The sequence below is a fragment of the Streptomyces sp. NPDC058257 genome, from assembly GCF_042881845.1.
GTDB lineage: Bacteria > Actinomycetota > Actinomycetes > Streptomycetales > Streptomycetaceae > Streptomyces.
This window is the reverse complement of sequence record NZ_JBHVXJ010000005.1, coordinates 1-26,080: the sequence shown is the minus strand read 5'-3', so window position 1 is coordinate 26,080 and position 26,080 is coordinate 1. Positions and strand designations below refer to the sequence as shown.

Genomic DNA, 26,080 nt, shown 5'->3' with positions numbered 1-26,080 from the left:
CCCGCGGCTCACGCTCCCCGGCCGTCCCGACGCGGCCCGCGACTCAGGCGGGCCGCGTCCCGATGACAACGGTCGCGTACATCTCCTCGTCGCCCACCGACCGCGGCACAAGGCCGCCGTCAACGACCGCCGCGAGCGCGTACGGTGCCTGCCGCTCGCTCGTCTCGAACAGCAGGCGGCCGCCGGGAGCCAGCCAGCGCGCCGCGTCCCCGGTCACCCGCCGCAGGACGTCGAGGCCGTCGGCGCCGCCGTCGAGCGCCACACGCGCCTCGTGGATACGGGCTTCCGGCGGCAGGAGACCGACCTCATCGGTGGGTACGTAGGGGACGTTCGCCAGCAGTACGTCGACACGGCCCCGGAGCGCGACGGGCAGCGGCTCGTAGAGGTCGCCCTCGTACACCCTTCCCCCCGCGTCGGCGACATTGCGCCGCGCGCACCGCACGGCGGCGGGGTCGATGTCGGCGGCGTGCAGCTCGATCCGGCCGACCGCGGCGCCGAGCGCGGCCCCGAGCGCCCCTGAGCCGCAGCACAGGTCGACGACGACCGCTCCGGGTCCGGCCAGGGCGGCGGCCTCCTGTACGAGGAACTCGGTGCGCCGCCGTGGCACGAAGACCCCGGCGTCCACGGCTATCCGCAGACCGCGGAACTCCGCCCAGCCCAGGACGTGTTCGAGCGGCCGACCGGCGGCACGCCGCTCCACCATGGCGGCGAGTTCGGTGTGGTCGCACGCGGTGGCGACGAGCAGCCGCGCCTCGTCCTCGGCGAAGACACAGCCGGCGGCGCGCAGCCTGGTGACGATGGCGGCAGGGGTGAGGGACGTCATCGGCGATGACGGGGGTGACGAAGGTGGGACCGACATGAGAAGAGGAACCTTTCGGGACGCCTGAGGGGCTCCCTCGGTCACCTATGCCGGGTGAACCGCGCGGTCGTGAAGGGGGAGCACCCGACCTGCTGCAGCGGTAATGGGTCTCACCTCCCGGGTCCGTCTGCCCGCGTCCGTCGCGGGGGAGGGCAACAGTACCCGACCCGGTTTCGGGCGGCGCCGCCGGAGCGTCCACAATATCTGACGGTTCATCAGTATTGAATGTTCCGGACCCTGCGGCTACGTTCCGCGACACCGCAGCTGCGCCCCGCCGCAGCGCCCAACGAAAAGGGGTCGTCGCATGGCCGAAGTCAGCGCGGAAGCACGGATAGAGGCTCCCCCCGAGAAGGTCTGGGCCCAGCTCACCGACTTCTCCTCGTACGGCGAGTGGAACGCCACGCACACCAGCTTTCCCAAGGGCGGCCCCACCACGCTGGAGGTGGGCGGCACGTTCATGGAGAACATGAAGCTGATGGGCTTCCCCGCCGAGGTCAACTGGACGATCGAGGAGCTCCGGAGCGAGCGCACCCTGGCGATCAGGGGCAAGGGCCCGATGGGCGTCACGGTCGGCACCCGCTACTCGCTCTCCCCCGACGGGGACGCGACGACCGTACGCATAGAGGGCGAGTTCACGGGTGCGGCGGTCTCCCTGATGGCGGGCAAGCTGAAGGATTCGGCGACGGCCGCGCTGAACGAGTCGCTGCGGAAGCTCGCGGGCCTGGTGGCCTGACCCTCCCCCACGCTCAAACAGGCCCCGAAGCGAAGAGGCGCCCCACACATGAAGTGCGGGGCGCCTCAGTGGCACCGGGGGTCATCGACCCTCGCTGCCTCAGTCCTCATCGGCGAGGATCAGGTACAGCTTCTTGCGGGCGTCGTTGATGACCGCGACTGCCTTCTCGCGCTGCTCCTTGCTGCCGGTCTTCCAGACCTGGCCGAACGCCTCCATCAGCCCGAAACCGGCCTGGCGGATCTCGTTCAGCGTGTCCCAGTCGACCCCGCGCCCGGCCTCTTCCCAAGGCGCGTCGGGGCCCTCGTCGGCCGCGGTGGTGCCGGCCTCGGTGAGCGAGAAGAGCTTCTTGCCGCCCTCGCTCGCGCTGCTGATCAGGCCCTCGTCCTCCAGGAGCTGGAGGGTCGGGTAGACCGAACCGGGACTGGGCTTCCATGCCCCGCCACTGCGCTCGGCGATCTCCTGAATCATCTCGTAGCCGTGCATCGGCCGGTCCTTCAGGAGGGCCAGGATCGACGCGCGTACGTCGCCGCGCCGTGCCCTGCCTCGCGGACCGCCGCCCCGGCCGCCACGCCCGCCGCCCCAAGGGCCGCCGGGTCCACCGGGGCCGCCGAAGCCGGGGCCGAAGGGGCCGAACGCGGAGCGCCGCCCCTCGAAGCCGCCCCGGCCCTCGTGCCCGGGACCGCGCTTTCCATGTCCGTGTCCGTGCTCGTGCTCATATCCGTGGGAACGCATAGCAATCACTCCTTTAGTGATCGTGAACTTGCGGATGATCCATCGCGCCATCGTTGATCTGTCGCGATGCGTCAACGATATATCGGAACTGTTCGCCTGGCAAGCCCCTCCTGAGAGATGGCCGGAGCGGCAGGCCAGAGGGGGCCAACCAGCGGCCTAGGACCCCTCAATCGGGCCACTCACCCTCGATTGGCCTTGTTCCAGCCCCACATTGGCCCACTAGCGTCATCGGCATGCCGACCACTCACCGCATCCGCATCGTCGACGCCTTCACCGACCGCCCCTTCACGGGCAATCCCGCAGGCGTCCTCCTCCTGGACGCCTTCCCCGAGGACAGCTGGCTCCAGAACGTGGCCACAGAGGTCAACCACGCCGAGACCGCCTTCGTCCACCGCCTCCCCGCGGGCGGCGAGGCCGACTGGGCGCTGCGCTGGTTCACGCCCGCCACCGAGGTCGACCTCTGCGGCCACGCCACGCTCGCCACCGCCCACGTCCTGCAGGTCACCGGCGCCGCCGAAGGCCCCGTACGGTTCGCCACCCGCAGCGGCGTCCTGACCACGACCGCTCACGCCGATGGCACCGTCACCATGGACTTCCCGACCGCCCCGCTCACCCCGGCCGCTGTCCCCGACGGCGCGGCCGAGGCGCTCGGCGCCGAGCCGCTCGCGGTGTACGACACCGGGGCTCACCTCGGCGACCTGCTCGTCGAGCTCGCGGACGAGAAGACGGTGCGCTCGCTCACCCCGGACCACAAGGCCCTGACCCAGCACTCCAAGCGCGGCATCATCGCCACCGCACGCGCCGAAGACCCCGCCCGCGGCTACGACTACGTCTCCCGGGGCTTCTTCCCGCGCGTCGGCATCGACGAGGACCCGGTGACCGGCAGCGCCCACACGGCCCTGGCCCCCTTCTGGTCCCAGCGCCTGGGCCGCGCGGAGCTCACCGGCCTGCAGGCCTCGGCCCGCAGCGGCCTGGTCCGCACGGAACTGCGCGGCGACCGCACCCTCCTGACGGGCCGCGCGGTCACGGTCATCGAGGGCGACCTGTACGCCTGACATCACTGTGGGCCTGGCATCACTGTGGGCCTGACATCACTGTGGGGACGTACGACCAGGTCATGGCCGTACGTCCCCACAGTCACGTCAGCACCCGCCTGCCCGCCGCCTAAGGCGTGGGCAGCCACCCCACCTTCCCCGCGAGCAGCGCGTACCCGACGAACGCGCCGATATCGAGGAGCGAATGGGCCACCACCAGCGGCCCGACCCGCCCCCACCGCCGGTACAGGAGCACGAAGACCACCCCCATCGCCATGTTCCCGATGAACCCGCCGATGCCCTGGTAGAGGTGGTACGAGCCGCGCAGCACCGAGCTGCCGACGAGCGCGGCCATCGGCGTCCACCCCAACTGCCCCAACCTGCGCAGCAGATAGCCGACGACGATCACTTCCTCGAGCACCGCGTTCTGCACCGCGGAGAGCACGAGCACCGGGTACTTCCACCACACGTCCGGCAGGTCCTCCGGCACCACCGTCAGGTTGAACCCGAGCCCGCGCGCGGCCAGATAGAAGGCGATCCCGGTGCTGCCGATCACCGCCGCGATCGCCGCCCCGCGCCCCAGATCCGGCCATGGGCGGCTCCGGTCGAAGCCGATCGCGCGCAGCCCCGCGCCGTCCCTGATCAGGAAGTGCGCGACCAGCGCCACCGGTACCAACGCGGTGCTGATTCCGAACAATTGCCACGTGAGATCAAGCCATGGCCGCCCCGGAGCGGCCGACGCGTTCATGGTCGCCGCCTGGTCCTTCAGACCGCCAGGTTTGGTGACCGACCCGATAAAGCTGATCAGCGCGGACACACCGCTCGCGCCCAGTGAGACCGCGAGGACGAGCAGCGTCTCGTCCCTCAGGATCCGTCGCGATGGCCCCTCACCCCGAAAAGAACCGGCCAACGGCCCGGACTCCGCTTGCACTGCGCCTCCAGTTGAGTAATCCCGCCTCATCCCCATCCCCGTCCCACTAGGGTCTCGAAAGAAGTTACGAAGATCGTGCGCGACAGGCCGAGGGGGACGGACGCCGATCGCGGTCATGCCACCCCCTCTTCCCTTGCTTCATCGCTCAAGGAGGGGCACCACCGCCATGGGACGTCACAGCTTGCCCGATGAGTACGGCACGGACGCACCCGACCCACGACCGCGCACCCGTGGCCGCACCGTGGCCATCACGACGGCGCTCGTCCTGACGGTCGCGGCGGGCACGGCGTTCGCCGTCCGCAGCGACCTCCTCGACTTCGGCGGCTCGTGCGGCGACGACGCGGTGCGCCTCGACGTCGCCGCCGCCCCCGACATCGCCCCCGCGCTGCGCGCGGCCGCCGACGACGCGCGCGAGAAGGAGGTCACGTCCGACGGGTCGTGCATCGACGTACGGGTCACCGCCCGCGATTCGTACAAGGTCGCCGACGAGCTGCGGACGGGCAAGAGCCATCCGGACTACGACGTATGGGTGCCGGACTCCGAACTGTGGCTGCAACGCGTCGGCCTGGGCGGCAAGCGCGACAAGGTGACGCCCGCGGGGAACATAGCCTCCTCGCCGGTTGGCATGGCCATGATTCCCTCCGCCGCCGAGACCCTGGGCTGGCCGAAAAAGACGTACAGCTGGCCGAAGTTGACCGGCGCGGCGGTCAAGGGCGACAAGCTGCGGCTCGGCGCCGCCGATCCCGCGCGCAGCGCGACCGGCCTGCTCGCGCTCGCCAAGCTCAGCGCGTCGGCGAAGAAATCGGGCGGCAAGGACGGCGACACCGAGGCCGCCGCGATGGCCAAGGCCCTATCCGCACGCACATCCGACAGCGACAGCCAGCTCCTTGAGACCCTGGCCCGTGATTCCTCCGGCACCGAACAGGGCAACCCGCGCCGCAACCAGGCGCTGATCCTCTCCGAGCAGGCCGCGTTCGAGCACAACGCGTCGGCCGGCGAGGAGAACGGCCTCGACATGTTCTATCCAAAGGACGGCTCACCGCGCCTCGACTACCCGTACACGCTGGTCCAGGAGGACGAGCTGTCCACGGACCAGAGCCGGGCCGCCCTGCGCTTCATGACGCTGTTCAGCGACGACGGGGGGCGCGCGATCCTGGAGAGGCACGGCTTCAGGACCGGCACCGATGCCCCCTCCACGCGACTCGTCACGGCGGCCGGCGGACGCACCCCCCAGCCGTACGCCGACGAGGCGAGCGAGCCTCCCACCGAGAAGGAGCTCCAGGAGACGCTCGGCATGTGGACGATCACCGTCCAGAGCGCCAGGATCAGCACGGTCGTCGACGTCTCGGCCTCCATGGGCGAGTACGTGCCGGGCCGCGACCGGTCCCGGATGGAGGTCACCAAGTCCTCGCTGCTCCAGGCGCTCGCCGGGTTCACCGACGAGGACGAGATCGGCCTCTGGGAGTTCGCCACGCTCCTGGACGGCGAACGCGACTACCGCAAGCTCGTGCCGACCCAGCGGCTCGGCGACCGCAAGGGCGACGGCACCCAGCGGGACAAGGTCTCCAAGGCCTTCAGCGACCTGGCGCCCATCCCGGGCGGGGCGACCGGCCTGTACGACACCACACTGGCGGCGTACAAGGAGGCCACGTCCAGCTACGCGAGCGAAAAGTTCAACGCCCTGGTGGTGCTCACGGACGGCGCGAACCAGGATCCCGGCTCCCTCTCGCGCAGCAACCTCATCGCGCAGCTGGAGAACCTCTCCGACCCCAAGCACCCGGTGCCGCTCATCGCGATCGCGGTCGGCCCGGACGCGGACAAGGAGGAGGTCGTGCAGATCGCGGAGGCGACCGGCGGCTCGGGTCACCAGGTCGACGACCCGGCGCAGATCCACGCGGTCATCCTCAAGGCCATCATGGAGGCGGGCAGCCACGGCTGAGCCCGCCCCCCGGCGCCACCTCAGCCGCTCGCCCTCAGCTCAGGACAGCGGGTTCGGGCAGCCCCACCGGCCAGGTGTGCACCGGCTCCCCCGCGTGCATCAGCTCGGCATAGCGCCGGGTGGTCGCGGCGAGCGCGGCCTCGCGTCCGAGCCCGGTCTCCAGGGCCTGGTGGTACGTCGCCGCCTGCCAGGACGCCCCGTTCACCCGCCGCCTGCACCGCTCCTCGATGATGCCGAGATAGAAGTCCCGGTCGGCGGGCTCGACACCCCACGCGTCGAGCCCCGCCGCGGCGAGCGGCAACAGCTCGTCGCGTACGAGGGCTACCGCCGGCACCTCCACGAGCCCCCCGTACCGGCCGCGCCGCGGCCACCGCAGCCGGGCCTCGATGCCGTCGCGGCACGCGGTGTCGAAGTTGCGGGCCGCTTCCTCGAAGGGCAGCCGGGTCCACACGGGCCGGGACTCCTCGGCGAGGGCGCGTACGACGCCGTAGTAGAAGGCGGCGTTCGCGACGACGTCGGTGACGGTGGGGCCCGCGGGCAGGACGCGGTTCTCCACGCGCAGGTGCGGGACGCCGTCCGCGATGCCGTACACGGGGCGGTTCCAGCGGTACACGGTGCCGTTGTGCAGGACGAGTTCGCCCAGGTGCGGTACCCGGCCGTCCGCGAGCACCTCCAGCGGGTTCTCGTCGTCGACGAGCGGAAGCAGCGCGGGGAAGTAGCGCAGGTTCTCCTCGAAGAGCTCGTACACGTCGCTGATCCAGCGCTCCCCGAACCAGGTCCGCGGACGTACGCCCTGCGCCTGGAGCTCGGGCGGGCGGGTGTCGGTGGACTGCAGGAACAGCGGCGGGCGGGACTCGCGCCACAGCTCACGCCCGAACAGGAACGGCGCGTTGGCGCCGACGGCGATCTGCGCCGCGGCGACGGCCTGCGCCGCGTTCCACACGTCGGCGAACCTGCCCGGCGTGACCTGGAGGTGCAACTGCACCGATGTGCACGCCGCTTCGGGTGCGATCGACGCGGAGGTGCAGGTCAGCCGTTCGACGCCCTGGATGTCCAGGACGAACTCCTCGCCGCGGGCCGCCACGATCTGGTCGTTGAGCAGTGCGTAGCGGTCCACGTCGGAGAGGTTTCCCGAGACCAGGTCGTGGTGCGCGAGTGTCGGCAGAATGCCGATCATCACGATGCCGGCGTTCACCTCGTTCGCTTTTCGGTGGGCATAGGCGAGGCCGGTGCGCAGCTCCTCGGCGAGACGGTCGAGAACCCGTCCGCCCAAACGATGCGGAGCGATATTGACTTCAAGATTGAACATTCCGAGTTCCGTCTGGAAGTCACGGCTCGCGATGCGTTCGAGAACTTCGGCATTCAGCATTCTCGGCATCCCGTCGGGCCCCGCGAGATTCAGTTCGATCTCCACACCCATCAGGTTCTTGGGCCGATCGAACCGCTCCTCTTCCAACAGCCTCCGCAGTCCCGTCAGACACTCCTTGAGCTTGCTCCGGTACCGGCGCCGCTCGGCCAGGTCAAACGTTCCTGCTACGACCTTCTCCCCCATCGAAGCGTCCCCTCCTCTGATGGGCAGCCAATGATCCGGCCGCTGCGTCTCGGTGGATGATGCCCTGCAATGTGATCGATAACGCCCCGCACAGTCCTCCGGAGCAGTAGGCTCTTCGCCGTGTCCGCACGACCCATTCACCAATAATGATGTTCACCGGCAGAATCCGCTCGCCGAGTCATGGTGAAAAACGCCGATGAGATTCGGCCGTCCGCTCCCCCGAAGGGAGTCGAGGTCAAACGTCTGGGCTCATCCGGAATCGGGTTAAAGCCCGCAAAATAGCGACCGGATAACGCCTTGCGGACAATATCAGGTGCGGTTAGCTGAATCACGACCAGAACACGTGTCGTATAAACTTCGCGAACGAGGCAGAGAGTTGGCGCTCGCGGTCCCCTGCCCCCGCCCCCCTCTGCCCCCGGAGCAGACAGCGACGTCCGCACCTGTCCTCGTTCCACCGTGCCTGTCGAATGAGAGAGGCGACCCATCATGCCGCTGCAAGTCCCCCCGGCTCCCGCGCCCGCCCTGCGCAGCGTCCTCGCGGCACTCGGTTCACCCACCGCCGTACACGAAGCCCGCACTCCGTCCCTGCGCGCCGCCCAGGGACCGGTGAGCCCCGAACTCCCTTTGCCCGTACACGTCCTGGACCGGATCATCCCGTCGAGCCCATCCCCCACCCGTCTCGCGGGGTGGCGTTTCCTGATCCGCTGCGGCGAGCGCGCCGTCGCCGCGGCGGACACGATGCTGACGCCTGACGGGTGGACCTTCTCCCACTTCTTCGAGGGCCCGTACATCGCGGCCACCGAACGCGCCCTGCGTCATGCCGAAGCGATGCAGATGTCCTATCAGCCACGACTGTTGTCCATACCCGAGCTCTACATGCTCACACTCTGGCTGCACGGCGACTGCACGGCGGACGGCGCGAGCGGCGGCCTCGCGCCCTCCGACATCCTCGTTCCGCTCGCACCCGCGCCTCCCGGCATCGCGGCGCACCGCCCACACCGCGCCGCGGAGCTGCTCAAGGTTCTCACCCACCGCATGACCCCGGCACCGCTGCTCACCTCGCCCGCCTGACCTCGCCGTACGCACCGAGCCCCGCCGCCGTTCCCGGCCGCGGGGCTCGGTGCGTCCTGGGCCCATACGGACTAGCCCGGTATGACCACCCCGAACCACCCGAGAAGACAGCGCAGTTGGGCTGAACCGTCCGGGCGGGTGATACGTCATTAAGCAGTAAGAAGCGCTGCCGCTAAATCCCTGCGGATTGACGTCCGTAGGGCAACACTGGGATCGGACCGACATAACGGGGGGCGGCCATGAACACCGCATCGAGCCGCAAGGCAGACGTCACAGCCATCACACCGCAGCGAAAGAACCCTTCCATGTGCCAGCATCAACCACCCTGCCCGACAGCTGACTCCGCAGACCGGGAGGCCGCGCTCCTCACGGCGAGCCACCCGGAGCAGGGCTGGAGCCTGCTGTGCAACGGCGTTCTCCTCTTCGAGGACACTGGCGAGCTGCTGCCGGACGGCCAGATCATCGCCCCGCACCGCCCACTGGGCACGGACGAGATCATGACCGCCGCCTGACGCGGCAGCATCACGGCAGCACGCGGCAGCACCACGGCACGGACAACAAAGGGGCCGACCCGGAGCAACAACCTCCGGACCGGCCCCCACGCATGTTCTGGACGCGATATCAGTCCTCGTACGCGTCCAGCGGCGGGCAGGAGCAGACCAGATTCCGGTCGCCGTACGCCTGGTCGATGCGGCGCACCGGCGGCCAGTACTTGTCCGCGGCCACGACGCCGGCCGGGAAGACGGCCTCCTCGCGGCTGTACGCGTGCTCCCACTCACCGCCGAGCGCGGCAGCGGTGTGCGGCGCGTTCCGCAGCGGGTTGTCCTCGGCGGTCCACTCTCCGCCGACCTTCTCGATCTCCGCGCGAATGGCGATCATCGCTTCGCAGAACCGGTCGATCTCGACCAGGTCCTCGCTCTCGGTCGGCTCGATCATCAGCGTCCCCGCGACCGGGAACGACATGGTCGGCGCGTGGAAGCCGTAGTCGATGAGCCGCTTGGCGATGTCGTCGACGCTGACACCGGTCGCCTTGCTCAGCGGGCGCAGATCGATGATGCACTCGTGCGCGACCAGGCCGCCGGGACCGGTGTAGAGCACCGGGTAGTGCGGTTCGAGGCGCTTGGCGATGTAGTTCGCGGAGAGCACCGCGACCTGCGTGGCGCGCTTGAGGCCCTCGCCGCCCATGAGGCGTACGTACGCCCAGGAGATCGGCAGGATTCCGGCGGAGCCCCACGGCGCGGCGGAGATCGGCCCGACGCCCGTCTCGGGACCGGCGGCGGGCTGCAGCGGGTGGTTGGGCAGGTACGGCGCGAGGTGCTCGCGCACTCCGACCGGGCCGACGCCGGGGCCACCGCCGCCGTGCGGGATGCAGAAGGTCTTGTGCAGATTCAGGTGCGAGACGTCGCCGCCGAACTTGCCGGGCTGGGCGAGGCCCACCAGGGCGTTCAGGTTCGCCCCGTCGACGTACACCTGGCCGCCCGCCTCGTGCACGGAGGCGCAGATATCGGCGACGTGCTCCTCGAACACACCGTGCGTCGACGGGTAGGTGATCATGAGCACGGACAGCTCGTCACGGTGCTTCTCGATCTTGGCGCGCAGATCCTCGACGTCGATCTCGCCGTCGTCGCTGGTCTTCACGACGACGACCTTCATGCCGGCCATCACGGCGCTCGCGGCGTTGGTGCCGTGCGCGGAGGACGGGATGAGGCAGACGGTGCGCTGGTCGTCGCCGTTGGCACGGTGGTAGCCCCGTACGGCGAGCAGCCCGGCGAGCTCGCCCTGCGAACCGGCGTTGGGCTGCAGCGAGACCTTGTCGTACCCGGTGACCTCGGCGAGCCGCTCCTCCAGCTCACGGATGAGCGTGAGATAACCCTGCGCCTGCTGGGCGGGCGCGAAGGGGTGCAGCTGACCGAACTCGGGCCAGGTGACCGGCTCCATCTCCGTGGTCGCGTTGAGCTTCATGGTGCAGGAGCCCAGCGGGATCATGCCGCGGTCGAGCGCGTAGTCGCGGTCGGCCAGCTTGCGCAGGTAGCGCAGCATGGCGGTCTCGGAGCGGTACTGGTGGAAGACGGGGTGCGTGAGGTACTCGTCCTCGCGCAGCAGACCGGCCGGGAGCGTGTCCTCGGTCTCCGCGTCGAGCGCCTCGACGTCCGCCTCCACCTTGAACGCGGTCCAGATCGCGGTGAGTTGCTTGCGCGTGGTGGTCTCGTCACAGGCCAGGGAGACGTGGTCGGCGTCGATCTGGTGGATGTTGACGCCGCCCTCGCGGGCCGCGGAGACGAGTTCCTCGGCCCTGCCGGGCACCCGCACGGTCAGGGTGTCGAAGTACGCGCCGTGCACGACCTCGACGCCGCCCGCGGTGAGCCCCGCCGCGAGCACGGTCGCGTAGCGGTGCGTACGGCGCGCGATGGCCTTGAGTCCCTCGGGCCCGTGGTAGACCGCGTACATTCCGGCCATCACCGCGAGCAGCACCTGAGCGGTACAGATGTTGCTGGTGGCCTTCTCGCGACGGATGTGCTGCTCACGGGTCTGCAGCGCGAGCCGGTAGGCCTTGTTGCCGTCCGCGTCCACGGAGACGCCGACGAGCCGCCCCGGCAGGTTGCGCGCGAACTTCTCGCGCACCGCCATGTAACCGGCGTGCGGGCCGCCGAAGCCCATCGGCACACCGAAGCGCTGTGTGGTGCCGACGGCGATGTCGGCGCCGAGCTCACCGGGCGAGGTGAGCAGCGTCAGAGCCAGCAGGTCGGCGGCGACGGAGACGATGGCCCCGATCTCGTGCGCCTGCTCGATGAGGGGCTTCATGTCGCGCACGGCACCGGAGGCGCCCGGGTACTGGATCAGTACGCCGACGACACCGCGCTCGGCGACCTCGGCCGGGATGCCCTCGCTCAGATCGGCGACCACGACCTCGACACCGGCCGGCTCGGCGCGGGTCTGTATGACGGCGATGGTCTGCGGCAGCGTGTCGGCGTCGACGAGGAAGACACCGTCCTTGACCTTGCCCACGCGCCTCGACAGGGCCATGGCCTCGGCGGCGGCGGTCCCCTCGTCGAGCAGCGAGGCACCGGAGGTGGGCAGCCCGGTGAGCTCGGCGACGACGGTCTGGAAGTTCAGCAGGGCCTCGAGGCGCCCCTGGGAGATCTCCGGCTGGTAGGGCGTGTACGCGGTGTACCAGGCCGGGTTCTCCATGACGTTCCGCAGGATCACCGGCGGCGTGAAGGTCCCGTAGTAGCCAAGCCCGATCATGGGATCAAGAACCTGGTTACGGTCCGCGAGGGAACGCAGCTCGGCCAGGACCTCGGCCTCGGTGCGCGCTCCGGGCAGGTTCAGCGCCTCGGCGTTCTTGATCACATCCGGTACGGCGGCGGCGGTCAGCTCGTCGAGCGAGCCGTATCCGACCTGCGCGAGCATCTTGGCCCGTGCTTCCGCATCGGGGCCGATGTGCCGCTGCTCGAAGGGAATGCCCTGTTCGAGCTGGGAAAGCGGGATGCGAGGGGTGGCGGTCATTGCGGAGGCCTCCTGGTCTGACGCGACCTGCGAGGGGCACCACGGCGCGGGTACCCGGACGGCCTCCCCCTCTGTCATCTCAACCTGAGAGTTTCACCGGTCCGCGCCCCCATGAGGGAGCTGTCCCGGCTTTCACCGTCGGTGAGGAAGGGATTCGAACGTGCCCGCCCGACGCCCGCCCTACTTTCCAGAGTGACCTCGTCCGTGCGGTACAGGGGCCTGAGAGATTCCGGGGAGGAGTTGCTCCTTCGGCGCCCCCGGTGTCTCCACCGGAGAGCTCTCCCGCACGGGGTCAGCAGCCATGCGCCAGCCTACCAGCGAGGACTGCGGGCGATCCCTCGAGTGGCCGCCTGCCCCGAAGTGCTCTTTCGTAGTGATTACGAACGAACAAGGATGAGTCGTGCCCCACTTCGACAAGCCTCGACCAGTTGGAGGGCCCGTGCAGACCGACATCGATCCGCGCAACCTGATCGGCCGGAAGGCGTTCGACCGGAACGGGGCCAAGATCGGCACGATCGACGAGGTCTATCTCGACGACGCCACCGGCGCCCCGGAGTGGGCGGCCATACGCACGGGTCTGTTCAGCAGGGACGCGTTCGTGCCCCTGGAACCCAGCGAGGTCACGCGCGAGGGCACCCTGCGCATCCCCTTCGAGCGCTCCCTGATCAAGGACGCCCCCGATTTCGGCGTGGGCCGCCATCTCTCCCCCGAACAGGAACTGCAGCTCTACCACCACTACGGCCTGGACATCGCGCCCCCGCAGGCGCCGCCACCACCGGACCAGGACTTCGGCACCATCGCGGGCCAGGAAGCGCCCTGACCCTCATCGGTCACCCCGGCGACTCACGCACGTACGGGCATCACGGCTCCGGCTCGGGCTCCGGCTCCGGCTCCGGCTCCTCAGGAGCGGTCACCAACGGCAGGGGCTCCGCGGGCTCCAGCTCCGGATCATCCGTCCTGAACGTCCGCACCCGTCCCGGCGCCGACGATTCCGGCGTCTCGAAGCGGACCGTCACCCGCCCCAGACCACTCCCCTGCACCCACCCGTGCCCGAACTCGGCATGCCGCACATCGTGCCCGGCAGCCCACCGCCGCTCGGTCGCCGCCACTGACACGACGGGTACGACCGGGGACACGGCCGGCACCTCCACCGCGTCACCCACGGCCTGTGCCGCCGCCACCCCAGCCGGCTCCCCCTCTGCCTCCCCCTCTGCCTCCCTCCCCGCCTCCAGGGCCTCGGCCGCCTCAGCCGCCTCAGCGGCCTGCGCCTGCGCGAAGAGGTCCTCCTGCGTGTAGTCGGCAAGCCCCGTGACCCCCACCCCGAGGAGCCGCACGCCTCCGGTGGTGTCCACGGCCTCAAGCAGCCGCGCCGCCGCCTCCCGCACCACCCCGGGGTCGTCCGTCGGCCCGCGCAGCGTCTCGGAGCGCGTCAGCGTCGAGAAGTCGAACCGCCGCACCTTCAACACGATGGTCCGCCCCGAGTGCCCGGCAGCCCGCAGCCGCTCCACACACCGGTCCGCCAGCCGCGCCACCTCGCCCCTGACCCGTACCCGGTCATGGATGTCCACGTCGTACGTGTCCTCGACGCTGACCGACTTGGATTCCCGCTCCGCCACCACGGGCCGCTCGTCCCGGGCAAGGGCCATCGCGTACAGCGCGCTCCCGTGCGACTTCCCGAGGAGCCGTACGAGCTCGTCCTCACCCGCCTCGGCGATCTCCCCCACCGTCGTGATGCCCCCGCGCCGCAGGTGGTCCCCGGTGGCGGGACCGACACCGGGCAGGGTCCGCACCGACATCGGCCCGAGCAGCTCCCGCTCGGTGCCCGGCACTATCAGCCGCAGACCGTCCGGCTTGGCCTCCTCCGAGGCGATCTTCGCCAGCATCTTGGACGCGGCGAGCCCGACCGAACCCGCGAGCCCGGTCACCGCCTTGATGTCCGCGCGCAGCCGCTCGCCCACGGCAAGGGCCGACTCCTGGTCGTCGGCCACGCCGCCCGCCTCCAGATCGACGAACGCCTCGTCCAGACTGAGCGGCTCCACCAGCGGCGACAGCTCCCGAAGGAGCGACATCACCTGGTCACTGATCCCGCGGTAGAGCCCGAAGCGCGGGACCAGATAGGCGGCATTGGGCGCCAGGCGACGCGCCTGCCCCATGGGCATGGCCGAGTGCACGCCGAACTTACGCGCTTCGTACGAGGCGGTGGCCACCACACCCCGGGGTCCGAGGCCGCCCACCACCACGGCTTTCCCGCGCAGACTCGGCTTCGCGGCCTGCTCGGCAGACGCGTAGAAGGCATCCATGTCGAGATGCAGGATCGTGGGCGCGGTTCTCACACCCCTGATGCTGCCCTACGCCACTGACAACGCCCCGAGAACGCCACCCCGGCCCCCGAACCGGCTCGGGCGGTCACGGCCTCTCACACGGCCCTGTTGCGCCGCCTCGCGAGCTCGTCGGCGGGGTTCTGCCGCAGGAGCGTCTCTCCGGTGTCGATCCGCTCGCCGTGCAGCTGCGAGAGTGCGGCGTCCACATCCCGCCACACGACGCCCACGGCGATCCCGAAGACTCCCTGGCCGCCCTGGAGCAGATCGTGGACCTCGTCGGGCGACGTGCACTCGTACACCGTCGCGCCGTCGCTCATGAGCGTCATCCGCTCCAGGTCCTCGCAACGGCGGTCGCGCAGATGCTGGACCGTGGTCCGGATGTTCTGCAGGGACACGCCGGTGTCGAGGAACCGCTTCACGATCTTCAGGGCGACGACGTCCCGGAAGCTGTAGAGCCGCTGGGCCGCCGACCCGCCCGCGGACCGCACAGTGGGCTCGACGAGACCCGTACGGGCCCAGTAATCGAGCTGTCGGTACGTGATACCGGCAGCCGCACACGCGGTCGGCCCCCGGTAACCGATCTGTTCCTGTTCGGACTGTCCGGACGTGGCGTCCCCGCTCCCCTGAACGCTCCCCTGAACGGCCATCGGCCTCTTCGGAGAGTGACTGGCCGCGCTGCTGTGAAGCGGATACGGACTGCCCGTCGCCGTATCGTCGCCGCTGCTTCTCACGCCGACCTCCGTCCTTGACCTGCCTTCTCGAAGGTAGGCAGTCACCAGGGGCTCGTCAACGATCGCCACACTCGGCACGCCGAGTGATAATCACCCTAAGAGTGGTTTGCCGTACCGCGCCGCCGGGAAAGGCTAGCCGAATGGTCCGCCGGGACCATTCGGAAGCGACTCGGAAGCGACGGACTACTGGCTGTTGGTGCCGAAGTCCTCGGGCGAGATCTGGTCGAGGAACTCGCGGAACTTCTCCACTTCGTCCTCCTGCTCGTCCGGAATGGCGATGCCCGCGTCGTCGAGGACACCGTCACTGCCGTAGATCGGCGTTCCGGTGCGCAGCGCGAGCGCTATGGCGTCGGACGGCCGGGCGCTCACCTCGACTCCACTGGCGAAGACCAGCTCCGCGTAGAAGACCCCTTCTCGGAGGTCCGTGATGCGCACTTCGGTGAGCTCCTGTCCCACCGCCTCCAGCACGTCCTTGAACAGGTCGTGGGTCAGCGGCCGTGCGGGCGCCATCCCCTGCTGTGCGAAGGCGATCGCGGTCGCCTCCCCTGGTCCGATCCAGATGGGGAGGTAGCGATCGCCTCCCACTTCACGCAGGAGCACGATCGGTTGGTTGGAGGGCATTTCCACCCGGACACCTACGACGTCGAGCTCGTTCACACAGCAACCCTAGGACGTGCCCGGCCGGTTTGGGTAGTCGGGCACCTCCCGAGTCAGGGCAACCGCACCCCGAGCGCCGTCTGCACCAGTGCAGAATGCAGCTTTCCGGTCAGCCCCGCGAGCTCCTTCGTACGGGCTTCCGCATGGGCTCTGGTCTGCGGGTTACGGTGCCGGCGCAGCGGCGCCACGACCTGGTCGACGAGTCCGGCCTCGCGCTCGGCCGCCGACTTCATGGCGCGCAGATGTCGCGGTTCGATACCGAACCGCCCGAGTTCGACGACGAGCGCGGCGACCGTCACGGCCTCCGCGTCATAACCGCCGTCCGGCAAGGGTGCGATGAGCCCGTACGTCTCCCACTCCGCGAGCTGCTCCGCCTCGATCTCCGCGGCGGCAAGCAGCTCGGCACGGCCCACACGGGCCGCTGTGGGCCCCTCGGCGTCACTCACGCCCCAGGCGTCACCCGGTTCCCGCGGCTGCCCCAGAGAGGGCAGTGGAGCCCGTTCTCCGCGCTCCAGGGCGTCCAGGTGCTCCCGGATGACCTTGAGCGGCAGATAGTGGTCCCGCTGCATCCTCAGGACGTGACCGAGCCGCTCGACATCCTCGGGACTGAACTTCCGGTAACCGGACGGCGTGCGCTCCGGCTCGATGAGCCCTTCCGACTCCAGGAAACGGATCTTGGAGATCGTAACCTCGGGAAACTCGTCACGCAGCGCGTTCAGCACGGCGCCGATACTCATCAGCCGACGGTCCTCGGCGGCGGTGCCGTTCCCGGCACCGCCCCTCGGTGTTTGAAGCATGGACCTTCCCTACGGGTCAGATACCGATGCCCCGCTGGCTCGCGTAGAAGACCAGTCGGTACTTGCCGATCTGCACCTCGTCGCCGTTCGACAGCGCGACCGAGTCGATGCGCTCCCGATTGACGTACGTGCCGTTGAGGCTGCCCACGTCGGCGACGGTGAAGGAACCGTCCCCGAGGCGACGGAACTCCACGTGGCGGCGCGAGACGGTCACGTCGTCCAGGAAGATGTCGCTCTGCGGGTGACGCCCCGCCGTGGTCAGCTCGCCGTCCAGGAGGAAGCGGCTGCCCGAGTTCGGTCCCCTGCGCACCACGAGGAGCGCGGAGCCGAGCGGCAGTGCGTCAACGGCGGCCTGGGCCTCCGGCGAGAGGGCGGGCGAGGCGGTCTGCCCCGTCACCTCCGCGTCGTAGGCCTCCAGGCCCGAGATGGAGATGGTGGAGGTCGTCTCGGAGGGACGCTCCGGCGCGGCCCCGGCCCGCAGCGGCGCGCCGCAGTTGGAGCAGAACCGACTCGCCTCCGCGTTGCGGTTCCCGCACCTCGTACACACCAGGGCCATGGACGGATCCTCCTGCCGCGGCTGCCCCGCGGGGGCATTCGATGCGTACGGATCGGGGGTAAACCCTCCACCCGTACTTGAGGTTGACGGTTCTCCGAAACCTATGCGGCCCGCACCGGCGGGGTCAACAGACGACGCGCCCTGCGCGCCCGAATTGTCACCGCCTGGCCCACCGACCTGGTCGCGGAACATCGGGCGCTCTCCGCCCTGCTCCTCGGCATCTCCATGGCGCGTGGCACGGTGCCGGGCAGTGGCGGGATTGCCGCTGTCCTCACGTGCACTCTTGCCGAACAACTTCGCAAACAACTTCACGGGCGATTCCCCTTGACCGAAACAGACCCGCCCGTGGGGCAGGACGAACCCTGATTGCACACACCGGCGTACATCGGCAGCACAGACATCCTCACAACGTCCGCATCCACCAAACAGTTTCCACCACGCACCACGCTTACGGTGCGCCGACCCCCCGCAACCTCATGCCCTCGACCGGCGGCCCCCATGCACCCCCGCCTCACTGGGACGACGACCGAGCGTAATCAGGCCGCTTCGCCGCTCGCAAGGCGTCCACCACGATCTTCTCCGCTCGCGTCACGGTGGCGGTGGCCTGCTCCTTCTCCAGAGTCTGCACCACGCCACCTGGGATGTTCAGCGCCGGTTCCAGGTCCTGCGGCTTGCCGATCACCTTGAACCGGTAGGGCTTGCCGACCTTGCGGCCGTCCACCCTGACACCGCCACTGTCCGTATCCGACAGATAGGTGTTGGCCACTACGCGTACGTCATTGATCTGGATGGCTTCGGCACCCGCGGCGCGCAGCTCCTGGATGGCGTCGAGCAGCATGTCCGCCTCGACCGAACCCTTCTTGTCATCGATGGTCAGCGTGATGCCAGGACCCTGCGCCGCCACGGTGCCCGCCAGAATGCCGAGTTGACGTTCTTTCTCGACAGTCTGCTTGCGGGCCTCCTCGGCCTGGTCCGAGCTGTTCTCAAGACCGGTGCGCTGATCCTCCAGACGCTGCTTCTCACCTTCCAGACGCTGTGTACGGTCATCCAGTTCATCGAGAATGCGTACGAGATCTTCTTGACGTGCGCCACGGAGCGCACTGCTGTCGTTGTTGGAGCGCACCTGGATGGCAAGGCCGAGCCCCAGCACGAACAGAAGCAGGGCGACGATGAGTTGAGGACGCGTGACGCGAGGCGGCCACAGCCCCTCCTTCAGCCGCTGACGACCGCGGAGTGAAGGCGCCCGCTCGTCGTCCTGCTGCTTGTCCCGCGGCTCGCCCCGCACGGGCGCCGCGCCCTCCACGGGCTCCGCCGGCGCACTGTGCACCTCGGCGGGAAGCTCCCTGCCGCGGTTGTCTCCGCCGGGCGTCTCGTCCGTACCCATACGCGTCACGCCCTGAAGATGTGTCGGCGGATGGCGGCGGCGTTGGAGAAGATCCGGATACCGAGGACCACCACGACACCGGTGGAGAGCTGGGCGCCCACGCCCAACTTGTCACCCAGGAACACGATCAGGGCGGCCACGACCACGTTCGAGAGGAACGAGACCACGAAGACCTTGTCGTCGAAGATCCCGTCGAGCATCGCGCGCAGGCCTCCGAACACCGCGTCCAGTGCCGCCACCACGGCGATCGGCAGGTACGGCTCGACCATCGCCGGAACCTCGGGCCGGACCAACAATCCAGCCACGACTCCCACGACGAGGCCCAGTACGGCGATCACGATGTGCCCTTTCCTGCCTTCGGCTCTGCTGTACGTACGGTCACACTCGGCGCTGCCGGCAGCCGGACGTCTTCATGGACGGAAATGCTGGTCCGGACATCGAAGTTCTCCTGCAGAGCATGCAGATACTGACCGTCGCGACTGTTCTGGAATCGCGTGCTCAAGCGCTGACCGTCACCCACGGCAAGCACCGTATACGGCGGCACCAGCGGCTTGTTGTCGACCAGTATCGCGTCTCCCGCGGCCCTGATCGCCGACAACGCCGTCAGACGCTGGTCATTGATGGCGATCGCCTCAGCGCCCGACTGCCACAGGCCGTTGACGACCCGCTGCATGTCGCGGTCACGCACCCGTCCGGTGTCGGAGAATCCCGCGCTCTCGCGCGGCCCGCCCCCACCCGAGTCGGCTTCCTTGGCATCGTCCACCACGAGCTTCACACCGCGCCCATGGACCTTGGTGGCACCGGAGAGCAGGGACACCAACTCGCCCTGGCTGCCACCGTGTTTCTTCAGTGCCTCGCGCTGTCGTTCGCCCACGTCGTCGCGGAGCGTCTCGACGTCCCCTTCGAGCTCGTCGGCGTCCGAGGTCGCCGACTCGATCCGGTCGATGAGCTCCGCGCGCTCCTTGGCGACCACCGGAGCAGCTATCCGCGCCTGCGCGGCACCCACGGTCACCACCAGCGCCGCGAGCACGAGTCCGAGGGCGAGGCCGAGCTTCGCGCGCAGCGGACGCGGCACTCCACCAGCGCCTTGCGCCTTCTTGCGCGCCGCAGCCTCGGCGTAGCCCTCATCGAGGCTGTGGTCCATCACGGTGTTCAGCAGCGACATGGAAGCGTCCGGGCGCCGGGGGCGCGAGGGGGTGCTCCGGATGGGGGGCTGCTGCGGCATGCCGCACATCGTCGCACGTCGCGGGCCCTACCTCCGAATGGCCCCACCGGCGTGCCGGACGGCACCTCTCAGAGGTGCCGTCCGGCCCTTGCGACCGGTCAGCGACCGGCGCTGTCCACCACGGCGGACCACTCGTCGAGCAACGCCTGGGCGGACGCGTCGTCGGGACCCTCGGCCCACAGATGAGTGACGGCCTCCGCGGGGTCGGGGAGCACCAACACCCACCGCCCATCGGTCTCCACGACACGGACACCGTCGGTCGTGTCCACCGACCGCTCCCCCGCCGCCTCCACGACCGTGCGCATCACGAGCCCCTTGACCGCCCAGGGCGTCGCGAGGTCACGCCGCAGTACATGGGCGCGCGGGATACGTGCGTCGATCTGGCTCAGCGTGAGCTGCGTCCGCGCGACGAGACCGATGAGCCGCACGAAGGCGGCCGTACCGTCGAAGACGCTGCTGAACTCGGGGACGATGAATCCACCGCGGCCGTCTCCACCGAAGATGGTCGACTCGTCGCGCCCCACACGCGTCAGATCATCGGGCGACGTGGTCGTCCAGTCGACCTGCGTGCCGTGGTACGCGGCCACCTGCTCGCCGATACGCGTCGTCGTCACCGGCAGCGCGACCCGCCCGCTGCGGCGTTCCGCGGCGACCAGATCGAGCATGACCAGAAGCGCGCGGTCGTCCTCGATGATCCGCCCCTTCTCGTCGACGAGCGAAAGCCGCTCACCCACGGGGTCGAACCGCACACCGAAGTCGGCACGCGACGACGCCACGATCTCGCCGAGCCGTACAAGACCCGACCTGCGCGTTTCACGGGTCTCGGTCGGACGCGACTCGTCCAGGCCGGGGTTGATGGTCAGCGCGTCGACACCGAGGCGGCCGAGCAGGCTCGGCAGCACAAGGCCCGCACTTCCGTTGGACGCGTCGACGACCACCTTCAGGTCCGACTCGGCCACACCTGTGGTGTCGACGTTGCGCAGCAGCGAACCCGTGTAGGAGTCGAAGACGCTGGAGGGGAAGTGCAGATCCCCGATCTCCCCGGGAAACGCCCGCCGGTACTCCTGGCGCGCGTACACCCGGTCCAGCTTCCGCTGACTCCCCTGCGACAGGTCGGCCCCGCGCGCGTCGAAGAACATGATGTCGACGGAGTCGGGCGCCCCCGCCGTCGTCCTGATCATGATCCCGCCGGCACTGCCTCTGGCCGTCTGCTGCCGTGCCACCGGCAGGGGTACGTTCTCCAGGTCGCGTACGTCGATGGCGCTGGCCTGCAGGGCCGAGATGACCGCTCTCTTCAGCGCCCGCGCGCCTCGCGAATGGTCACGGGCCGTGGTGACGGTCGAGCCCTTCTTGAGGGTCGTGGCGTACGCCCCCGCGAGCCGCACCGCGAGCTCCGGTGTGATCTCCACGTTCAGGATCCCGGAGACCCCACGCGCACCGAAGAGATGGGCCTGGCCCCGGGACTCCCAGATGACGGACGTGTTGACGAATGCGCCGGCCTCGATCGTCTTGAACGGGTAGACCCGGACATTGCCCTGAATAATCGATTCCTCACCGACGAGGCACTCGTCACCGATGACGGCACCGTCCTCGATGCGGGACGCCCGCATGATGTCGGTGTTGCGCCCGATGACACAGCCCCGCAGGTTGCTGTGCTGGCCGATGTAGACGTTGTCGTGCACGACGGCCTTGTGCAGGAACGCCCCGGTCTTGACCACCACATTGGAGCCCACGACCGTGTGCTCACGAATCTCGGCGTCGGCCTCGACCTTCGCGTAGTCGCCGATGTAGAGCGGCCCGCGCAGCGTGGCGTCGGGGTGCACCTCGGCGCCTTCGGCGACCCACACACCCGGCGAGATCTCGAAGCCGTCGAGCTCGACGTCGACCTTGCGCTCCAGCACGTCGGCCTGGGCCTTGACGTAGCTCTCGTGCGTACCGACGTCCTCCCAGTAGCCCTCGGCGATGTACCCGTAGACGGGCTTGCCTTCCTTCATGAGCTGGGGGAAAACATCGCCGGACCAGTCGACCGACACATCGGCGTCGACATAGTCGAAGACCTCGGGCTCCATGACGTAGATGCCCGTGTTCACCGTGTCGGAGAAGACCTGCCCCCAGGTCGGCTTCTCCAGGAAGCGCTCGACCTTTCCTTCTTCGTCCACGATGGTGATGCCGAATTCCAGCGGATTGGGAACGCGCGTCAGACAGACGGTGACGAGTGCGCCCTTTTCCTTGTGGAAATTGATCAGCTCGGTGAGATCGAAATCAGTCAGAGCATCACCGGAGATCACTAGGAACGCATCATCCTTCAATGCCTCCTCGGCGTTCTTCACACTCCCGGCAGTGCCGAGTGGCTTCTCCTCATTGGCATAGGTGAGCTCCATCCCGAGCTCTTCACCATCGCCGAAGTAGTTCTTGACCAGGGAAGCCAAGAACTGGACTGTTACTACGGTCTCGGTGAGCCCATGCCTCTTGAGCAGCCGCAGCACATGCTCCATGATGGGCCTGTTGGCCACAGGCAGGAGCGGCTTGGGCATGCTCGAGGTCATAGGGCGAAGGCGCGTGCCTTCGCCTCCGGCCATTACGACGGCCTTCATGTCGGAAGCGTCCTCCTCAATAGACGACGATCGAGCCGACTTAGCCCGCCAAGATAGACCCGTTATATGTCGCTCACGGGACTGCAAGCCTCTACAGCTGCCTAATCGGCAAGCTCAATCGGCCGTGGCGTTCCCACGGACAAGCCGGCGGACCTGAACCACGTAGAGGATCCCTGCCCACCAGTACAGAGTTGTACCCCATCCGGCGAACGCCCATCCGAAAATAGCAGCCAGTGTGCTGATCCAGCCACTTCCGTCACTGAGGAGCAACAGCGGAAAGGCGTACATCAGGTTGAAGGTGGCGGCCTTGCCGAGGAAGTTCACCTGCGGCGGCGGATAGCCGTGACGCCTGAGGATCCAGACCATCACCAGCAGAACCAGCTCGCGCAGGAGCAGCAGCGAGGTCAGCCAGAGCGGGAGAATCTCCCGCCACGTGAGCCCGACCAAGGTCGACAGAATATAGAGCCGGTCAGCGGCCGGATCGAGCAGCCGCCCAAGGTTGCTGATCTGGTTCCAACGGCGGGCCAGTTTGCCGTCGAGATAGTCGCTGATGCCGCTCAGCATCAGTACGAGCAGCGCCCATCCGTCGCTCTTGGGCCCGCCGAACTCCGGCCTCAGGATCAACCACAGGAAGAGGGGTACGCCGAGGAGACGCGCCATGCTGAGGATGTTCGGGATGGTGAGGACCCGGTCCGTCTGGACGCGAGTCTCCTGGACCTCCACCCGGGGGCCTCCTGTGGGAAACGAGCCAATGATGCCTCCTGACCTTACCCTCAGTTGTCAGTCCGCGGTGCAGAGGGGTAGTCAAGGGGCGGAAGACGTCCAGAAAAACAAAAAAGCCGTGGTCCCTGGACAATAAGTCCAGGGACCACGGCTATAAATTGAGTTCGGCGGCGTCCTACTCTCCCACAGGGTCCCCCCTGCAGTACCATCGGCGCTGTGAGGCTTAGCTTCCGGGTTCGGAATGTAACCGGGCGTTTCCCTCACGCTATGACCACCGAAACACTATGAAACTGTCAACCGCACCGTAGTCGTGGCCCGACATACGGGGTTGTTCGTGGTTTCAGAACCAACACAGTGGACGCGAGCAACTGAGGACAAGCCCTCGGCCTATTAGTACCAGTCACCTCCACCCGTTGCCGGGCTTCCAGATCTGGCCTATCAACCCAGTCGTCTACTGGGAGCCTTAACCCCTCAAGGGGGTGGGAATACTCATCTCGAAGCAGGCTTCCCGCTTAGATGCTTTCAGCGGTTATCCTTTCCGAACGTAGCCAACCAGCCATGCCCTTGGCAGGACAACTGGCACACCAGAGGTTCGTCCGTCCCGGTCCTCTCGTACTAGGGACAGCCCTTCTCAATATTCCTACGCGCACAGCGGATAGGGACCGAACTGTCTCACGACGTTCTAAACCCAGCTCGCGTACCGCTTTAATGGGCGAACAGCCCAACCCTTGGGACCGACTCCAGCCCCAGGATGCGACGAGCCGACATCGAGGTGCCAAACCATCCCGTCGATATGGACTCTTGGGGAAGATCAGCCTGTTATCCCCGGGGTACCTTTTATCCGTTGAGCGACGGCGCTTCCACAAGCCACCGCCGGATCACTAGTCCCGACTTTCGTCCCTGCTCGACCCGTCGGTCTCACAGTCAAGCTCCCTTGTGCACTTACACTCAACACCTGATTACCAACCAGGCTGAGGGAACCTTTGGGCGCCTCCGTTACTCTTTAGGAGGCAACCGCCCCAGTTAAACTACCCATCAGACACTGTCCCTGATCCGGATCACGGACCCAGGTTAGACATCCAGCACGACCAGAGTGGTATTTCAACGTTGACTCCACGAACACTGGCGTGCCCGCTTCAAAGTCTCCCACCTATCCTACACAAGCCGAACCGAACACCAATATCAAACTGTAGTAAAGGTCCCGGGGTCTTTCCGTCCTGCTGCGCGAAACGAGCATCTTTACTCGTAGTGCAATTTCACCGGGCCTATGGTTGAGACAGTCGAGAAGTCGTTACGCCATTCGTGCAGGTCGGAACTTACCCGACAAGGAATTTCGCTACCTTAGGATGGTTATAGTTACCACCGCCGTTTACTGGCGCTTAAGTTCTCAGCTTCGCACACCCGAAAGTGCACTAACCGGTCCCCTTAACGTTCCAGCACCGGGCAGGCGTCAGTCCGTATACATCGCCTTACGGCTTCGCACGGACCTGTGTTTTTAGTAAACAGTCGCTTCTCGCTGGTCTCTGCGGCCACCCCCAGCTCAGAGTGCAAGACTCATCACCAGTGATGGCCCCCCTTCTCCCGAAGTTACGGGGGCATTTTGCCGAGTTCCTTAACCATAGTTCACCCGAACGCCTCGGTATTCTCTACCTGACCACCTGAGTCGGTTTAGGGTACGGGCCGCCATGAAACTCGCTAGAGGCTTTTCTCGACAGCATAGGATCATCCACTTCACCACAATCGGCTCGGCATCAGGTCTCAGGCACAAGCCGTCCGGATTTACCTGGACAGCGCCCTACACCCTTACCCCGGGACTACCATCGCCCGGGCTGGACTACCTTCCTGCGTCACCCCATCACTCACCTACTACAAGTCTGGATCGTCGGCTCCACCACTTCCCTTTGCCCGAAGGCTCCAGGACGGCTTCACGGACTTAGCATCGCCTGATTCAATGTTTGACGCTTCACAGCGGGTACCGGAATATCAACCGGTTATCCATCGACTACGCCTGTCGGCCTCGCCTTAGGTCCCGACTTACCCTGGGCAGATCAGCTTGACCCAGGAACCCTTAGTCAATCGGCGCACACGTTTCTCACGTATGTATCGCTACTCATGCCTGCATTCTCACTCGTGAACCGTCCACCACTAGCTTCCGCTGCAGCTTCACCCGGCACACGACGCTCCCCTACCCATCCCAGCAGGCGTTGGCCCTATATGCTGAAATGACACGACTTCGGCGGTACGCTTGAGCCCCGCTACATTGTCGGCGCGGAATCACTTGACCAGTGAGCTATTACGCACTCTTTCAAGGGTGGCTGCTTCTAAGCCAACCTCCTGGTTGTCTCTGCGACTCCACATCCTTTCCCACTTAGCGTACGCTTAGGGGCCTTAGTCGATGCTCTGGGCTGTTTCCCTCTCGACCATGGAGCTTATCCCCCACAGTCTCACTGCCACGCTCTCACTTACCGGCATTCGGAGTTTGGCTAAGGTCAGTAACCCGGTAGGGCCCATCGCCTATCCAGTGCTCTACCTCCGGCAAGAAACACGTGACGCTGCACCTAAATGCATTTCGGGGAGAACCAGCTATCACGGAGTTTGATTGGCCTTTCACCCCTAACCACAGGTCATCCCCCAGGTTTTCAACCCTGGTGGGTTCGGTCCTCCACGACCTCTTACAGCCGCTTCAACCTGCCCATGGCTAGATCACTCCGCTTCGGGTCTTGAGCGCGCTACT

General features: G+C 67.6%; 21 protein-coding genes, 2 rRNA genes and 1 riboswitch. Of the genes, 6 read left to right on the top strand and 17 right to left on the bottom strand.

Annotated elements, in window-relative coordinates:
* Positions 1-43: 43 nt before the first annotated feature.
* The gene (locus tag ACFVXC_RS14860; protein ID WP_389905347.1) at positions 44-823 is read right to left on the bottom strand and encodes a putative protein N(5)-glutamine methyltransferase; all 780 of its coding nucleotides are present in this window, start codon (positions 821-823) and stop codon (positions 44-46) included.
* Positions 824-1,163: 340 nt separating this feature from the next.
* Between ACFVXC_RS14860 and ACFVXC_RS14855 the strand changes: the two genes are divergently transcribed.
* Positions 1,164-1,592, top strand: coding sequence for an SRPBCC family protein (locus ACFVXC_RS14855; protein WP_389905346.1), 429 nt, complete (start codon positions 1,164-1,166; stop codon positions 1,590-1,592).
* A 99-nt stretch (positions 1,593-1,691) separates the two neighbouring features.
* On the opposite strand, the gene ACFVXC_RS14850 is transcribed toward ACFVXC_RS14855, so the two are convergent.
* Complete coding sequence (locus ACFVXC_RS14850) at positions 1,692-2,324, bottom strand: PadR family transcriptional regulator (protein ID WP_389905344.1); 633 nt, start codon at positions 2,322-2,324, stop codon at positions 1,692-1,694.
* Positions 2,325-2,557: 233 nt separating this feature from the next.
* On the opposite strand from ACFVXC_RS14850, the gene ACFVXC_RS14845 reads away from it, so the two are divergent.
* Positions 2,558-3,379: a PhzF family phenazine biosynthesis protein gene (locus tag ACFVXC_RS14845; RefSeq protein ID WP_389905342.1), complete on the top strand. Its 822-nt coding sequence runs from the start codon at positions 2,558-2,560 to the stop codon at positions 3,377-3,379.
* Positions 3,380-3,488: 109 nt separating this feature from the next.
* Here ACFVXC_RS14845 and ACFVXC_RS14840 read toward each other — a convergent pair whose 3' ends face one another.
* Positions 3,489-4,289, bottom strand: a complete 801-nt coding sequence (locus ACFVXC_RS14840; RefSeq protein WP_389905340.1) for a CPBP family intramembrane glutamic endopeptidase — start codon at positions 4,287-4,289, stop codon at positions 3,489-3,491.
* Positions 4,290-4,455: 166 nt separating this feature from the next.
* Between ACFVXC_RS14840 and ACFVXC_RS14835 the strand changes: the two genes are divergently transcribed.
* On the top strand, positions 4,456-6,228 hold the full coding sequence (locus tag ACFVXC_RS14835) for a substrate-binding domain-containing protein (protein ID WP_389905338.1): 1,773 nt from the start codon (positions 4,456-4,458) through the stop codon (positions 6,226-6,228).
* Between the two features lie 34 nt (positions 6,229-6,262).
* Here the strand turns inward: ACFVXC_RS14835 and ACFVXC_RS14830 are convergent, their stop codons facing one another.
* Positions 6,263-7,780 carry a glutamate--cysteine ligase gene (locus ACFVXC_RS14830; RefSeq protein ID WP_389905337.1) on the bottom strand — a complete coding sequence of 506 codons (1,518 nt, stop codon included), beginning with the start codon at positions 7,778-7,780 and terminating at the stop codon, positions 6,263-6,265.
* 486 nt (positions 7,781-8,266) lie between these two features.
* On the opposite strand from ACFVXC_RS14830, the gene ACFVXC_RS14825 reads away from it, so the two are divergent.
* Both ACFVXC_RS14825 and ACFVXC_RS14820 read left to right on the top strand, forming a co-directional pair.
* Positions 8,267-8,851 (top strand): hypothetical protein, encoded by a 585-nt coding sequence (locus ACFVXC_RS14825; RefSeq protein WP_389905336.1) that lies wholly within the window; start codon positions 8,267-8,269, stop codon positions 8,849-8,851.
* 305 nt (positions 8,852-9,156) lie between these two features.
* Entirely contained in the window at positions 9,157-9,363 is a 207-nt protein-coding gene (locus tag ACFVXC_RS14820) for a DUF5999 family protein (protein ID WP_323178639.1), read from the top strand.
* Between the two features lie 109 nt (positions 9,364-9,472).
* Here the strand turns inward: ACFVXC_RS14820 and gcvP are convergent, their stop codons facing one another.
* On the bottom strand, positions 9,473-12,358 hold the full coding sequence (gene gcvP / locus ACFVXC_RS14815) for an aminomethyl-transferring glycine dehydrogenase (protein WP_389905334.1): 2,886 nt from the start codon (positions 12,356-12,358) through the stop codon (positions 9,473-9,475).
* 197 nt (positions 12,359-12,555) lie between these two features.
* A riboswitch (glycine riboswitch) is annotated at positions 12,556-12,653 on the bottom strand.
* A gap of 144 nt (positions 12,654-12,797) precedes the next feature.
* Here gcvP and ACFVXC_RS14810 point away from each other — a divergent pair.
* Positions 12,798-13,178: a PRC-barrel domain-containing protein gene (locus tag ACFVXC_RS14810; RefSeq protein WP_389905332.1), complete on the top strand. Its 381-nt coding sequence runs from the start codon at positions 12,798-12,800 to the stop codon at positions 13,176-13,178.
* 40 nt (positions 13,179-13,218) lie between these two features.
* Here ACFVXC_RS14810 and ACFVXC_RS14805 read toward each other — a convergent pair whose 3' ends face one another.
* From ACFVXC_RS14805 to ACFVXC_RS14750, 12 genes are all read right to left on the bottom strand, one after another.
* The gene (locus ACFVXC_RS14805) at positions 13,219-14,691 is read right to left on the bottom strand and encodes a DNA polymerase IV (RefSeq protein WP_389905330.1); all 1,473 of its coding nucleotides are present in this window, start codon (positions 14,689-14,691) and stop codon (positions 13,219-13,221) included.
* An 83-nt stretch (positions 14,692-14,774) separates the two neighbouring features.
* Positions 14,775-15,410, bottom strand: coding sequence for a MerR family transcriptional regulator (locus tag ACFVXC_RS14800; protein WP_389905328.1), 636 nt, complete (start codon positions 15,408-15,410; stop codon positions 14,775-14,777).
* Between the two features lie 183 nt (positions 15,411-15,593).
* The gene (locus ACFVXC_RS14795; protein WP_006123076.1) at positions 15,594-16,067 is read right to left on the bottom strand and encodes a bifunctional nuclease family protein; all 474 of its coding nucleotides are present in this window, start codon (positions 16,065-16,067) and stop codon (positions 15,594-15,596) included.
* Between the two features lie 53 nt (positions 16,068-16,120).
* Positions 16,121-16,864: a MerR family transcriptional regulator gene (locus tag ACFVXC_RS14790; RefSeq protein WP_389905326.1), complete on the bottom strand. Its 744-nt coding sequence runs from the start codon at positions 16,862-16,864 to the stop codon at positions 16,121-16,123.
* Between the two features lie 16 nt (positions 16,865-16,880).
* Positions 16,881-17,849 carry an FHA domain-containing protein gene (locus ACFVXC_RS14785; protein ID WP_389905922.1) on the bottom strand — a complete coding sequence of 323 codons (969 nt, stop codon included), beginning with the start codon at positions 17,847-17,849 and terminating at the stop codon, positions 16,881-16,883.
* A gap of 82 nt (positions 17,850-17,931) precedes the next feature.
* Complete coding sequence (locus tag ACFVXC_RS14780; protein ID WP_389905920.1) at positions 17,932-18,804, bottom strand: DUF881 domain-containing protein; 873 nt, start codon at positions 18,802-18,804, stop codon at positions 17,932-17,934.
* A gap of 5 nt (positions 18,805-18,809) precedes the next feature.
* Positions 18,810-19,142, bottom strand: coding sequence for a small basic family protein (locus ACFVXC_RS14775; protein WP_344529508.1), 333 nt, complete (start codon positions 19,140-19,142; stop codon positions 18,810-18,812).
* On the bottom strand, positions 19,139-20,038 hold the full coding sequence (locus ACFVXC_RS14770; protein ID WP_389905324.1) for a DUF881 domain-containing protein: 900 nt from the start codon (positions 20,036-20,038) through the stop codon (positions 19,139-19,141). The genes ACFVXC_RS14775 and ACFVXC_RS14770 overlap by 4 nt, the downstream gene beginning before the upstream one ends.
* 89 nt (positions 20,039-20,127) lie before the next feature.
* Complete coding sequence (locus ACFVXC_RS14765) at positions 20,128-22,623, bottom strand: sugar phosphate nucleotidyltransferase (RefSeq protein ID WP_389905322.1); 2,496 nt, start codon at positions 22,621-22,623, stop codon at positions 20,128-20,130.
* Between the two features lie 114 nt (positions 22,624-22,737).
* The gene (locus ACFVXC_RS14760) at positions 22,738-23,346 is read right to left on the bottom strand and encodes a CDP-alcohol phosphatidyltransferase family protein (RefSeq protein WP_389905320.1); all 609 of its coding nucleotides are present in this window, start codon (positions 23,344-23,346) and stop codon (positions 22,738-22,740) included.
* A gap of 162 nt (positions 23,347-23,508) precedes the next feature.
* Positions 23,509-23,625: ribosomal RNA gene (gene rrf, locus ACFVXC_RS14755) — 5S ribosomal RNA — on the bottom strand.
* Positions 23,626-23,716: 91 nt separating this feature from the next.
* Positions 23,717-26,080: ribosomal RNA gene (locus tag ACFVXC_RS14750) — 23S ribosomal RNA — on the bottom strand; the annotation flags it as partial.